General features: G+C 33.2%; 13 protein-coding genes. 7 read left to right on the top strand and 6 right to left on the bottom strand.

What is annotated here, in order from left to right; translation table 11 throughout:
* The first annotated feature begins 588 nt into the window (after nt 1-588).
* Together BM296_RS10345 and BM296_RS10350 are read left to right on the top strand one after the other, a co-directional pair.
* Nucleotides 589-1,047, top strand: a complete 459-nt coding sequence (locus BM296_RS10345; protein ID WP_027067021.1) for a cold-shock protein — start codon at nt 589-591, stop codon at nt 1,045-1,047.
* Nucleotides 1,048-1,071: 24 nt separating this feature from the next.
* Nucleotides 1,072-2,010, top strand: coding sequence for an EamA family transporter (locus tag BM296_RS10350; RefSeq protein ID WP_394365306.1), 939 nt, complete (start codon nt 1,072-1,074; stop codon nt 2,008-2,010).
* Here the strand turns inward: BM296_RS10350 and BM296_RS10355 are convergent.
* Nucleotides 1,991-2,575: a pseudouridine synthase gene (locus tag BM296_RS10355; protein ID WP_091903759.1), complete on the bottom strand. Its 585-nt coding sequence runs from the start codon at nt 2,573-2,575 to the stop codon at nt 1,991-1,993. The genes BM296_RS10350 and BM296_RS10355 overlap by 20 nt on opposite strands.
* Before the next feature lie 120 nt (nt 2,576-2,695).
* Here BM296_RS10355 and BM296_RS10360 point away from each other — a divergent pair, with 120 nt between their 5' ends.
* Nucleotides 2,696-4,249 carry a DEAD/DEAH box helicase gene (locus BM296_RS10360; RefSeq protein WP_091903001.1) on the top strand — a complete coding sequence of 518 codons (1,554 nt, stop codon included), beginning with the start codon at nt 2,696-2,698 and terminating at the stop codon, nt 4,247-4,249.
* A gap of 78 nt (nt 4,250-4,327) precedes the next feature.
* On the opposite strand, the gene BM296_RS10365 is transcribed toward BM296_RS10360, so the two are convergent.
* The 3 genes from BM296_RS10365 to BM296_RS10375 form a co-directional block, all read right to left on the bottom strand.
* The gene (locus BM296_RS10365; protein ID WP_091903002.1) at nt 4,328-4,714 is read right to left on the bottom strand and encodes a hypothetical protein; all 387 of its coding nucleotides are present in this window, start codon (nt 4,712-4,714) and stop codon (nt 4,328-4,330) included.
* A gap of 64 nt (nt 4,715-4,778) precedes the next feature.
* The gene (locus tag BM296_RS10370; RefSeq protein WP_091903003.1) at nt 4,779-5,312 is read right to left on the bottom strand and encodes a carboxymuconolactone decarboxylase family protein; all 534 of its coding nucleotides are present in this window, start codon (nt 5,310-5,312) and stop codon (nt 4,779-4,781) included.
* Between the two features lie 383 nt (nt 5,313-5,695).
* Nucleotides 5,696-6,538: a helix-turn-helix domain-containing protein gene (locus BM296_RS10375; RefSeq protein ID WP_091903004.1), complete on the bottom strand. Its 843-nt coding sequence runs from the start codon at nt 6,536-6,538 to the stop codon at nt 5,696-5,698.
* Nucleotides 6,539-6,646: 108 nt separating this feature from the next.
* On the opposite strand from BM296_RS10375, the gene BM296_RS10380 reads away from it, so the two are divergent.
* Nucleotides 6,647-7,885, top strand: coding sequence for an FAD-dependent oxidoreductase (locus tag BM296_RS10380; protein ID WP_091903005.1), 1,239 nt, complete (start codon nt 6,647-6,649; stop codon nt 7,883-7,885).
* Between the two features lie 9 nt (nt 7,886-7,894).
* Here BM296_RS10380 and BM296_RS10385 read toward each other — a convergent pair whose 3' ends face one another.
* The gene (locus BM296_RS10385; RefSeq protein WP_091903006.1) at nt 7,895-10,147 is read right to left on the bottom strand and encodes a TonB-dependent receptor; all 2,253 of its coding nucleotides are present in this window, start codon (nt 10,145-10,147) and stop codon (nt 7,895-7,897) included.
* Nucleotides 10,148-10,359: 212 nt separating this feature from the next.
* Here BM296_RS10385 and BM296_RS10390 point away from each other — a divergent pair, with 212 nt between their 5' ends.
* Nucleotides 10,360-11,469 (top strand): alkene reductase, encoded by a 1,110-nt coding sequence (locus BM296_RS10390; RefSeq protein WP_091903007.1) that lies wholly within the window; start codon nt 10,360-10,362, stop codon nt 11,467-11,469.
* A gap of 71 nt (nt 11,470-11,540) precedes the next feature.
* Here BM296_RS10390 and BM296_RS10395 read toward each other — a convergent pair whose 3' ends face one another.
* The gene (locus BM296_RS10395; protein WP_091903008.1) at nt 11,541-11,828 is read right to left on the bottom strand and encodes a hypothetical protein; all 288 of its coding nucleotides are present in this window, start codon (nt 11,826-11,828) and stop codon (nt 11,541-11,543) included.
* Nucleotides 11,829-12,035: 207 nt separating this feature from the next.
* Between BM296_RS10395 and BM296_RS10400 the strand changes: the two genes are divergently transcribed.
* Nucleotides 12,036-12,665 (top strand): SDR family oxidoreductase, encoded by a 630-nt coding sequence (locus BM296_RS10400; RefSeq protein ID WP_091903009.1) that lies wholly within the window; start codon nt 12,036-12,038, stop codon nt 12,663-12,665.
* Between the two features lie 147 nt (nt 12,666-12,812).
* Nucleotides 12,813-14,000, top strand: coding sequence for a PQQ-dependent sugar dehydrogenase (locus tag BM296_RS10405; protein ID WP_177214953.1), 1,188 nt, complete (start codon nt 12,813-12,815; stop codon nt 13,998-14,000).
* Nucleotides 14,001-14,083: the final 83 nt, after the last annotated feature.

Here is a 14,083-nt window from a genome sequence, read left to right on the forward strand (position 1 = left end):
TACTCTTTTGCTGTTCTTAAAACTTGAAAAGAATGTATTCCTTCTTGTTTCTGTCGGTGTGTTTCTGATAAAAGTTCTCATGATGTTCGTTTTTATATTGATGATTAATAATTTTGTTATACTAAGTAGACGACGATAAATAAGTTTTGTTACAGTACTATGCATAAAAAGGTACTATTTTTAACATATACATAAATCGAAATACTCATAAGTAATTAAATTACAGCTGTTTATGATTTATATTTTTTTTGATGTTTTAACAAAAATTCTTTATTTTTAAAAAATTAGATGGATTAAAGAGTAGGGGATTTCAATAAATATTTCTAAAAAACATACTATAATAGGAATTGATTTTTAAATTAATATTAGGTCTTTTAAAAGTTTGCTAGTTTGAGTACTAGTAATGCTAAATAATTGAAATACAAATCATATCTTTGCAGAACTTTAGAGGGATGCAGATGATTCTTGCAATGACCTTACAACAAGTGGAAAAAATAGTTTACTCAAAAAGCTTACCATTTGTTATACACGTCACCACGTATTTCAATTCCTTTACAGTAAAATCTATTATTATCATTAAAATTACGAATGGCAAAATCGCAACAAACATTTAATAAAACTGAAAAAGAAAAAAAGCGCTTAAAAAAGCGTGAAGAAAAGAAGAAAAAAATGCTTGCTCGTAAAGCAGCTGCAAAAGAAAGTGGTACTTCTGGTATTCCACTTGCTTATGTAGATTTCAACGGAAACTTAGTGGACACTCCGCCAGATCCGGCAATGAAAGTGGAAATTGAAGCAGAAGATATCGTTTTAGGTATTCCAAAGAAAGAAGAGGGAGATGTTGAGGAATTTGATCCGGTAAGAAACGGAAAGGTTTCTTTCTTTGACACTACTAAAGGTTTTGGTTTCATAATTGATGCTGAAAACAACGAAAAATACTTTGTTCACGTAAGTGGTCTTATAGATGAGATCATGGAGAACGACAAAGTTTCTTACGAGCTAGAAAAAGGCATGAAGGGCATGAACGCCGTTCGTGTTAAGAAGATTTAGTTTTAAAATTTTTTAATGGTGAAAATGCAACGTAACACCGTTCTGGTAGTATTGTCATTTTTCGCCATTTACTTCATATGGGGATCTACCTATTTATGGAATAAAATTGCAGTAACGGAATTACCTGCCTTTATGTTGGCAGGTATTCGTTTTGTAACTGCAGGTTGCCTAATTTTTATTATTTCAAAAGCATTAGGCTTTTCTTTAAAAATTACAAAAAAACAATTTAAGAATACAATAATTGCTGGCTTTCTATTTCTAACTTTTGGAAATGGGGTAGTAGTTTGGGCTTTAAAATATGTTGATAGCAGCTTTGCTGCTTTAGAAGTTTCTGCACAACCATTAGTAGTGCTAATAATGATGCGCATATTACATGGAAAAAAAATTCAGCCTATGTCCATTATAGGTGTAATTCTTGGTATAAGCGGAATTTTTTTACTTGTTGGACAAAAAGAAATTATAGCACAAGATGGGGCTATTCTAGGGATGGTTTTAATATTCATTTGTATGTTAAGCTGGTCTTATGGCAGTCTATTTGTTGGTAAGGCAGATTTACCAAAGAATTTCTTTGTGAATACGGGTTACCAAATGCTAACTAGCGGATTATCACTACTTATAATTAGTACCATTTTCGGAGAACAGTGGACATCACCAACCACCTGGAACACTCCTGTTATTTGGTCTATGCTATTGCTAATAGTATTTGGTAGTATTGTGACATTTACAGCGTTTAATTATTTATTACGAATTGTATCTCCAGAAAAAGTAGCTACTTCAACTTATGTAAATCCCATTATTGCAATGATTCTAGGTTGGTATTTTTTAAAGGAAAATATTAGTATGCAATCAGCATTGGCTTCTATTGTACTTTTAACCGGTGTGTATTTTATTAATACTAAAAAGAGTTTGACCATTTTTTCTAGATTCTCGGGAAAACGTATTCCTAAGAAGGCGGCAGATTAATCTTAAGAGGAAGTACATCTGTAGGGTTCATATTTTGTAATTCAATTTCACCTATACGAATACGTACCAAACGCAAAGTTGGGAAACCTACGGCTGCAGTCATTTTGCGTACTTGCCTAAATTTACCTTCTTTAATTATAATACGAAGCCAAGAAGTTGGTCTGTGCCTACCAATACGCATAGCAGAATTAGCATCGGGCAGGGTAGGAGCCTCATTTAAAAGAGTGGCTAAACAAGGCATTGTAACATATTTTTTACCGAAAACACCTATAGATATTCCTTTAGAAATTTCTTTTATGGCTGCTGTAGTGATTAAACCATCTACTTGTGCTAAATACTCTTTTTCTATTCCAGATCGGTTTATAGTATCACTCAATTTACCATCAGTGGTCATTAAGAGTAAGCCTTCAGATTTCTCATCTAACCGACCAATAGGCATTATTCCATCAGGAAAATCAAAAAGTTCACTTAGAAAACGTTTTTTACGAAGTTGACGGTCTTCTCCAGAAGTCATCTGGCTTAACATTCCATAAGGTTTATAGACTTGAAAATGGAAATGCTCCATAAATTTTATCCTATACTGTTTATTTTGGTTACATATGGTCGCAAAAGATACCCTTTTTAACCCATGAATTAGTAATGTAATGTTGATAATGTTACCTTTGTACACTCCAGAGAAGATTTTATGCAAGAGACAGTTTTTGAATTACAGGATAGAAAGACCGATAAGGAACTTTACAGCTATCAACAAGGTGCAATTCAACAAATTTTTGATAAGTTCGATTCAGAACGAGATGATTATCACCTTTTATACCAATTACCAACCGGTGGTGGTAAAACAGTGATTTTTTCGGAAATGGTACGTCAATACCTCAAAAACCACAATAAGAAGGTTTTGGTAATGACGCATCGTATTGAACTTTGTAACCAAACTTCTGCCATGCTTACTAGTTTTGGCGTTGTTAATAAGGTAGTAAACAGCAAGGCTAATCTTGATGATCATGAACGTTACAGCTGTTATGTAGCCATGGTTGAAACCTTAAACAACAGGTTGAACGATGACCAATTAGATATTTCTGATGTAGGTCTTGTTATTATTGATGAAGCCCACTATAATTCTTTTACTAAACTTTTTAAGTTCTTTGAAAATTCATTTGTTCTTGGTGTAACGGCAACCCCGTTAAGCTCAAACAAAGATTTACCAATGAATAAAAACTATGATGAGCTTATACCAGGCGAAACCATAGAAAATTTAATTGCCAACGATTTCTTGGCAAGGGCAGAGGTATTTCAATATGACATGGGACTTACATCTCTAGAAATTGGTTCTAACGGAGATTATACCGTTAAATCATCAGCTGATTTATATACGAGTCCGGCAATGTTAAGTAAGCTTTTAGAAGCTTACATGAAACATTCTAAAAACAAAAAGACATTAATTTTCAATAATGGTATAGAAACATCTATTCAAGTATACCATACTTTTCATGCAGCAGGTTTAAACATTAGACACCTTGATAATACCGCTACCAAAAAACAGCGTAAACAAATATTAAAATGGTTTAAAGAAACACCTGATGCCATTTTAACATCTGTAAGTATATTGACTACGGGTTTTGATGAACCTACTATTGATACTATTATTCTAAACAGAGCTACAAAATCGCTTACACTTTATTACCAAATGATAGGTAGGGGTTCTAGGGTTTTGAATAACAAATCGAAATTTACGGTTATAGATTTAGGGAACAACCTTTATCGTTTTGGACCATGGGGTGCAGATTTAGATTGGGGTGCTATTTTCAAGTCTCCTAACTTCTACATGGATCGTATTAAGGACGATGAGGATATTGAGAGTGATTTTAAACTTGAACTTTCTGATGAAGTTAAAGAAGAATTTAAAAACTCTAAGGAAACTTATTTTGATATTAAAGAAACCTACGAAACTGCAACGTTTGCAGGCGAATCTTCCAAAGTAGTTTTAGAACGCTCTATTGCTCACCATGCATATATGTGTATTGAAAATAGTGAAGATGTATATGATGCATTGGCATTGGCTAAGCTATTGAAAGAAGATATTGATAATCGTATCCATGTATACGGTAAATGCATAAGTAAGAGTACTTATAATTTTTTAAGCTGGTTGAAAGATGATTATCAAAAGAAATTGAACGCTTACTTACGTGAAAATTTCGATACTGTTTTTGAAGAAATTCATGGTCATCCGCCAGAAGATTAAGCAAAGATTTAATATTACAAAACATAAAAAGGGCTGTTCATAAATGAACAGCCCTTTTTATATATAGCTAATTACTTGTTATTCAACAATAAGACTGTATTGTGGAGTCGGATTTAAAGGGCAGAAATATACATATTCTCCTTTATCTAATTTAGTTTCTTTAGAATGACCTACAGTGTTATTCTTTACAGCAGCAGTTACATATGCAGTCTGAATATGGTTTTCTGGTTTAGATGCATCTTTACCTTTTTTCACCAATACTAAACCAACATCTTTACCTACATTGTTGTTTGCAACATCGAAAACATAAGTTCCTTCGCTAACAGTAATTGATTTCTGCGTAAACTCACCAGTTGTTTGCTCTAAGGCAATCTTCTTAACTGGTTGCTTCATCATTTTATCTTGAGCGTTTGCGCTAAATGAGAATGCTAGTACGATAACTAAAATTGATAATACTTTTTTCATGTGTTTTAAATTTAAAGAGCTCTTGCTCTAATGGATAGATTAATAATTATTGTTTGTTTATTGTTTATAATGATGGTGCTACAGGAAAATCAACTGGTACCTGCGTAGTGCTATGAATATAGTTCGATATTGTTTTGTCACCTACTAATGAAATGGTGTCAATTAAATTTGCTTTTGTATAACCTGCTGCAAAATAGTTTTCTAAAACCTTTTCGTCTGTACGACCTCTGTTTTCAGTAACATTTTTAGCTAATTGTGCTAATGCATTTAATTTAGAATCAAATGATGCCTTACCTGCTCTTAGTTCAAGAATTTGCTCGTCATTGAATCCGTTCATTTTACCTATTGCCGTGTGTGCAGATAAACAATAAATACAGTCGTTTACTTGACTAACTGCAAGGTTTACAACCTCTTTTTCTTTAGCTGATAATGTTGTTTTAGCATTAGCAAAATTTAAATAATTTTCTAAAGCTGTATCACTATTTGCATAGGTTGCATATAAGTTTGGTACAAAGCCCAATGCTTTTTTAAGGTTATCGAAAATTGCTTGATTGTTTTCACTTACTTCGTCTCGTGTTAATACTTTAAATGTGCTCATGTTTTTATTTTTTTAATATTTCGAAAAATTTATTTGTTGTATTTCTTCTACAAAAATATAATTGGGAGTATGTTCAAAACATGTGAAGACTTCCTTTTAGTTTGTCAATTCTTCCTTTATAAAAAAGAACCGAATGCGCTATTAAATTTTGAAGAGTTATCAGACTCACAGTAGTAATCTGATAAGTGGTTATGTTTACAATGTTTTTCTACATTGATTGTATTAGCAACAACTACCTTTCTCGAAGTGAATATTTCTATTAAATTGAAAATTGATTTGTGTTTTAAGTTCATGTCTTTACTGTTTAAATTCTACAGCACAAAGATCTAGATATTATAAACCTTAAAACGGGCGATATTACCCAAGTAATTGTCAATACTTCCCTAATATGCTTTTTTAAGTTGCTTCTTAAATTCAGATGGGGAATACTGGGTTTGCTTCTTAAATAAACGACTTAGATGAGATGCATCTTCAAAACCAATTTCATATGCAATTTCTTTTGCAGTCTTATCTGTATAAATAAGTAATCGTTTTGCCTCTAACACAATACGCTCATGAATTATTTGCAGGGGAGTGGTATTAAATTTAGAAAAGGTATTAGAAAGAGTTTTAGGAGACTTAAATAATTTTTCTGCATAAAATGAAACCGAGTGCTCTGATTTATAATGTGCTTCTACTAATAAATTAAAACCTCTTAAAAGGTCAACCTTTACATCATTAGCAGCATTACTAAAGCCTTCTTTAGCTTTCAGAAGCCTTGTACTCATTATCATAAAACGCGCCATTAGCATCCGTAGCATTTCTGCCTGAATTGTATCTTGCGTATCTAATTCGTCTACAAATACCTCGTGTAACGTATCAAACTTTTGTTGTTCTTTTTCCCCTAAATCAATTAGAGGAACATGGGCGTTTCCAAAAAATAATAGTCCCGCACAACTTACTTCTTGGTCATGATCCTTTATGCAATAAAATTCTCTATTAAATTGATATACAATTAAGTTTTTACCCTCAGTAAAATGTATAAATTGAATGGGAGTCAATGCAAGCAGACTATGTTCTGAAATGATATATGGTATGCCATCTACCTCAATAGTGGCTTTATTACTTGTAGTTCTAATAAAAATATAGAGTCCGGCTTGTTTTGGTTTTCTATAAGTTTCTAATAGTAATTCATTACCTATTTTAAGCAAACCATCAGTACTAAAATCTTTGAAAACTTCTTGCATGATTTCTTGGTCTCAAATTTAAGTAAATCATTACAATAGCTAATTTAATAGACTAAAGTTTGAATTGAAATTGAGAAAAGAACAAGGTCAATTGATTATTTTTAAACAATGGAAAAGAAATCTACCGAAATTGCTATTATTGGTGCCGGAGTTAGCGGATTAATTGCGGCAATTGTTTTAGAACAAAATGGTTATTCACCAACCATCTATGAGCAATCTAAAAGTGTAGGTGGTCGTGTTAAAACCGATATTGTTGACGGTTATCAATTAGACCATGGTTTTCAGGTTTTATTAGATGCCTATCCAATGGCAAAGAAATATTTGGATTTCGAAGCTTTAGATTTACAAAAGTTTCTTCCTGGAGCTTATATATTTAAAAATAATAAAAGCGCTGTAATTGGTGACCCACTTAGAAGCTTAGGCTTATTATTCCCTACATTACTTTCAAACATTGGAAGCTTTACAGACAAAATTAAAATTCTAAGATTAAACCTTACTGTCAAGCAAAAAACTAATGAAGATATTTTTAATGAACCAGAAACATCTACACTAGTCTTTTTAAAAGCACAAGGCTTCTCAGAACAAATTATAAGGGACTTCTTTAAACCATTTTTTTCTGGAATTTTTTTAGAGCCAAACTTGGAGACCTCTTCCCGTATGTTTCAGTTTGTATATAAAATGTTTGGCTCGGGTAGTGCTGTTTTACCCGTCGCAGGAATTGGGGCTATCACAGAATTCTTATCCTCCAAACTGAATAAAACAACAATTGAATTTAATTCTACGGTTGTAAGTTGTACAGATGGCTCCATAGAATTCTCCGACGGCAAAAAAATACAAACAGATTACACAATAATAGCTACAGATGCGTCACCATTAGTTCCAAATTTGAGGAAACAAAAACTTTCTTGGCATTCTTCCGATACCTTGTATTTCACTTGTAAGACTCGTAAAATCAAAAAACCTTTAATTGGGTTAATAGCTGATCCAGAGTCATTGATTAACAATATTTTTTATCACACATCGATAAATACATTGAATAAAGGTGATGATGAGTTATTATCCGTAACCGTGGTTAAAAAACATTTCCTTAGTGAATATGAACTTATTCAAAAAGTAAAAGAAGATTTAAATACCTACTGCGACATTACTATCGAGCGTTATATAAAACATTACGAAATTAAAAGAGCGCTACCTAAACTGAACGATTTTCGGTATACCTTGTCACCAAGCGAAACACGATTGACGGAACGTACTTTTTTGGCGGGTGATTACTTACTTAATGGTTCTCTTAATGCAGCCATGACTTCTGGAGAAATGGCTGCATATGGTCTTTTAGAAGTGATATGAGCAAAAGATTTAAAATCTAACGGAAACCTTACCTCTTAAGTAAAAAGGAGTTCCGGGAGTAAAGTGAATTTCCTCGACGGATGCAGTTTCATTGAATAATCTACTTTCTGTAGCAAATTGTGTTTCGTTCCATTCAGTATCAAAAAGGTTCTCTACAATTATGCCAACTGTCCAGTTTTTTATACTGTAGTTAAGATTTAAATCGGTTACAAAATAACCTTCTGCAACAATACTATTATCTTCATTTGCCGCTCTATCACCCAAATATCTATAGTTTAAATTACCGGAAAAATTGCCTAAATCGGTAATTGATAGTCCGCCTACTGCCGTAAAATCTGGTGCAAGGGGAATATAATCTTCACCATCTGGTTCTTCTGTACTTCTAGCATATGTATAGTTAACATCACTATAAAGGTATAACCAATCTGATAACTGATAGCGCCCTCCAAGTTCTACACCGACTCTTCTCGTTTTTCCACTAGGTTCTACAATACCAGCATCACCTACATACACAAATTCTTGATCTAAAAATAAGCCCCATAACGTAGCATTCAATACTAGCTTATCAACCGGTTTAATTATGGTTCCAAAATCAACACCATAAGCTTTAGGTAATACATCTCTACCCTCATTTGCAGTAACTACACGTGCATCATTAGAGTGAAAGCCCATACCTGTTTTTAAGAATAATTGCCAGTTGCGGTTTAGTGCATATAAAGTATTTAGCTTCGGACTAATAATTGCTTTGCTTTCACTTTTATTATCGTAAAGATTACTCAGTTTATTTTCATAATCGAAGTTGAAATAATCTACTCGAACAGAGGGATTAAAGGTCCAATTACCTGTTTTATATTCACCATTTACAAAACCATATACATTAGTTTCATCTACATCACCAAACGCATATTGTTCTAGCACTGTTTTTCTATTTAATGTATGTTCTAAGGTGACATCATCTACATTATCATTTCTAAAACCGATACCACCAGAATATTTAAAGGTGTCATTTTCGCCAACAACTATATTGATTTGCTCAAATACCGTTTCAGCACCCATAATGGTTCTATCTTCATACTGGCGAATTTGATCACCATTTACAGGGTCTTCCAAAAAGAAGGTAAAATTAGAGAACAGCTCAAAATCATATTTGCTCACAAAAGCCCTTGTCTTAAGAAATTGTTCTTCGCCTAAAAACTTTGTGTGATTCAGCATTAAGTTTGATCTACTTGTTTGTCCGCCTTCGGTATCATCTATAGCACCGAAACGACCAATTATGTTTTGGTCGATCGCGCGTTGGGGCACCTGACCAGAGGCATCCCATTTACTTTGAAAATGCGAAGCAGTTAACGTCAATTCTTCTTTACCTATATCTTTATAATGATAACGACCTAGAATATTTATACGATTAAAGTTTTGTGGCGAATCAAAAGGACCATCGGTGAGGTAAAGCTCAGAGGCTATATACGCATCACTTTTACTACTTTCTAAAATATTAAAAAGGCCTACAAATCTATTGGTATTGAATTGCCCTGCTTCATAAGACAACATGCTCTTATCTATACTTTTTTTAAGGTTTAAATCAACAAAACCTGCGGTATTGAAATCTCCTTTATCCGCGTAATACGGACCTTTTCCAAAATTGATATTATCTATAGTTTCTGGAATGACAAAATGCAAATCTGCATACCCTTGACCATGGGCGTGCGACACCATATTTACCGGCATGCCATCTACACTAATAGCAACATCGGTACCGTGGTCAATATCAAATCCTCTTAAAAATATTTGTTCTGCTTTACCACCACCGGCATGTTGCCCTATTAGAAGTCCGGGAACTTTTCGTAAAATTTCTTGTGATGATTTAACTGGGTCGTTCTGTATATCTACATTTACAATTCTGCTCATTGCATCTACTTTAGATACGACGACCACTTGGTCTAAGTTAATACTAGATTCCTCTAATATCACTTCAACACCTTCGCTCAAATGATTTTGATTCACTACCAAAACAAAAGTTTTATAACCTAAATTAGAGAAGTAAATAGAATCGTTGATTTGACTTGAAGGAAGTGAAAATAACCCAGATAGGTTGGTATGACTATGTTGACCAGAGGTTTGGTTAAAAATACCAACATTTTCCAATAAGGCACCACTAGTATCAGTAACAACACCTTTAAGATTTTGCGCGTTGGTAATATTGAATGCCCCAATAATGAGAAATATTGTTAACAGCCTAAGTGCCCAATTACTGCTATAATTCATAAAATAATATTTAAATAAAGTTTGTTTTCAATAGTACTTACGACAAAAACCACGGATGGTTTTATGGTTTTAAAAAAAACGCCAAAATAAAAATATTAAAGGGATAGGGAAATTATTTACGCTTAATGACAATGATTAAACTATAAGAGTCAATAGACATTCGTAGTTATTCAGAACTTTGCATTTATAACAGAATTTTAAAAAATAAAACAATGAGTACACAGATATTATTAACACCTTATCATAAAAATTTAGATTTAAAGAATAGGGTTGTCATGGCACCTATGACAAGAAGCAGAGCTGCAAACGATGGCAATGTACCAACAGAAGATTTACACGTACCATATTATGTTCAAAGAGCATCTGCAGGTTTAATTATTACAGAAGGTTCACAAGTCTCTAAACAAGCAGTAGGTTATGTAAACACTGCAGGAATTTATTCCAAAGAACAAGTGGAAGGATGGAAAAAAGTTACAAAAGAAGTTCATGACAAAGGTGGAAAAATCTTTATTCAATTATGGCACGTTGGGCGTATGTCTCACCCAGATTTTCATAATGGCGAATTACCATTAGCTCCGTCTGCAATAAACCCTAATGCGAAATCTTATACGCCAGAGGGTTTTAAAGATACCGTAACACCAAAAGCCATGTCTATTGAAGAAATTAAACAAACCGTAGAAGATTTTAAAAATGCAGCTAAAAATGCTATTGAAGCTGGTTTTGACGGAGTAGAAATACATTCATCTAACGGATATTTATTTCACCAATTTTTTAACGGAACTTCAAATACTAGAACAGATGATTATGGGGGAACAATTGAGAATAGAGCTCGTTTCTTTTTTGAAGTTTTAGATGCCATGACCAAAGTTATTCCAGAACAAAAAATAGGAGCAAGATTTAACCCTTCGTTAAACGGAATGTTCGGTATTACAATGGATGAGGATACCATACCAACATTTGAATATATTATTAAAAAACTGAATGATTATGATTTAGCTTATATTCATTTGTCTGAACCTTTTACAGATGTTTCTGATATTTCATACGCTGTAAAAAACATTTCTAAACACTTTAGACCTTTATATAATGGTACTTTAATGATTAATGCAGGATTTGATCAAGAGTCCGGAAACAAGGTCATTGAAGAAGGAAACGCAGATTTAGTAGCTTATGGTAAACCATTTATTTCAAATCCAGACTTGGTCGAGCGATTTGCTAATGGATATGATTTAGCAGATTGGAATGAAGAAACTTTTTACACACCAGGCAAAGAAGGCTATTTAGATTATCCTAAATACAATGAAGAAAAAGAACTCGCATAACTTAAAATAGTAGTTATTGTTCAAAAAAAAAGCAGCCATCTGGCTGCTTTTTTTATACAATCATGTACTGACTATTTAATATGGTCAGTATTTCTTTCTAAATCTTCATTTCCATCAGCTCCTTGACTATACAGTTGGTTCTCTTCGTCCTTTAAAATCTTATGCGTTTTGTTTTGGGGTAAATCACGTCCTGGAACATCCAAATCTTTTCCTGCAAAATCAACCTCTTTTTCACGACTGTTGAGTTGGCCATCGTCTCCATTATCTGTTCTTATATTTTTAGTTCTTTCTCCTAAAGCTTGCAAATCTGCTTCTGTTATATCAGAATTATATTTATCGTTTGTTTTGTCTTTTTTCATAGCTGTAATTTTATATAATTAGATTCTCAAATTACAATTTCTATGATGTATACATTATCGCTTTCCATAGATATTTAAGCTCATATCAAGGCAACAATTCTTTTTACAGTGTATTAATTCTACAGTGTGTATTCGTGTTAATATAATTAGTTAACGCATTAATGCTTACTATAGTTATTACGGAACTTGCTGAAAAATTATTAGAAGATGGAAAATGTATTAGTAGCTGGTGCTAACGGTACCACAGGAAAAAAAATAATAAACCTTTTAAAAAACTCTCAATACTTTCAACCAGTAGCCATGGTTCGTAAAGAAGAACAAAAAGAGCAATTTGAAAAGGAAAATATAAGAACAGTATTAGGAGATTTAGAAAAAGACCTATCGCATACGGTTGATAATATTGATAAGGTAATTTTTGCCGCAGGTTCTGGTGGTAAAAAAGTTGTGGAAGTAGATCAAGAAGGAGCAAAAAACTTAATTGACGTTTCAAAAAAAGCAAATATTAAAAAGTTTGTAATGCTTAGTTCTATGGGAGCAGACAATCCTGAAGAAGCAGATGATCTAAAAGACTATTTAAAGGCAAAACATAATGCTGATGAGTATCTAAAATCAACAAATTTAGTACATGCAATTGTTAGACCTGGGTCATTAACAAATGATGCAGGTACAGGTAAAATTGAATTGCAGACAAAATTGAACAAACAAGGTTCAATTTCAAGAGACGATGTAGCGCAAACCTTAGTGCGTTCTTTACATGATAATGATGCCATTAATAGTACGTTTGAAATTATACAAGGTGATACTCTTATTGGAAAAGCAATGGAATCAAATGCCTAAATTCAATCGAATTCTATAATTTAACTGAGCCAATTCTAATACTATTAGAATTGGCTTTTTTATTCATAAATTTTCAATAACTAATTTTAATAATTTAATTACAAAACCATGTTGTGTATCTTCGTGGGGAACTAAACAACCTAAAAAATGAAAATACCCTTTCTAAAAATGACTTTAGCGCTAGCCTTGGTTATTGCGTTACATTCTTGCAAAGAGAACAAAAAAGAAGATTTAAAAAATACAGCTGAGAAAGTTGAACTTGACAGTACTGATTTAGCTCTGTTGGATTTAAATCTACCAGAAGGATTTCAAATCGAAGTTTATGCAAGGGGAGTAGATGGTGCACGTTCTATGGCAATGGGTGATAACGGAACATTGTTCGTGGGTACTAGAACAGAAAATAATGTATATGCCATACAAGATACCGATGGTGATTTTAAGGCTGACAATATCATGGTTTTAGATACCATGGAAGTACCAAATGGTATTGCTATGCGAAATGGTGATCTGTACGTAGCGCAAGTTGGTAGTCTTTGGAAATATCCAAATATTGAAGAACAATTAGGAGGCGATTTAGAAAAGGAACTGATTTACGATGACTTTCCGACAGAATTTCATCACGGATGGAAATACATTGCTTTTGGTCCTGATGACAAACTATATGTGCCTGTTGGGGCACCTTGTAATATTTGTAACCGTACAGATGAGGATGAGCGATATGCAACTATTTCAAGAATGGACCCAGATGGTAGCAATCGTGAAATATATGCGCGAGGAGTTAGAAACTCTGTAGGGTTCACTTGGCACCCAGATACTAAAGAAATGTGGTTTACAGATAATGGCCGCGATATGTTAGGAGATGATATTCCGCCTTGCGAATTAAATAAGGTTACAGAAGTTGGACAACATTTTGGTTACCCTTTCTGTCATGGCGGTATTGTTAAAGATCCTGAGTTTGGTGATTTACACCCTTGTTCAGATTTTGTATCTCCAGCATTACAATTAGATGCACACGTTGCTCCATTAGGCATTAAATTTTACACAGGAAACATGTTTCCATCAGAATATAAAGGAAAGGCATTTATTGCTGAACACGGTTCTTGGAACAGAAGTAAAAAAGTAGGTTACAGAATTATGATGGTAAACATAGAGTATGGTGAAGCTGTAAGTACAGAACCATTTATTGATGGTTGGTTAAATGAAGTTGAGCAGAAAGCTACCGGAAGACCTGTAGACATATTATTATTAAAAGATGGTTCTATGTTGATTTCAGATGATTATGGCGATGCCATTTATCGTGTTTCTTATAGTGAAACAGCACTTGCCAATAACTAAATTTAGATATACATTTATAGAAGAAAAGCAGCCAAATTTGGCTGCTTTTTCATTTCTTATTCATCTTATTCCCGTTTCCAATT

The organism is Maribacter stanieri (assembly GCF_900112245.1).
Classification (GTDB): Bacteria; Bacteroidota; Bacteroidia; order Flavobacteriales; family Flavobacteriaceae; genus Maribacter; species Maribacter stanieri.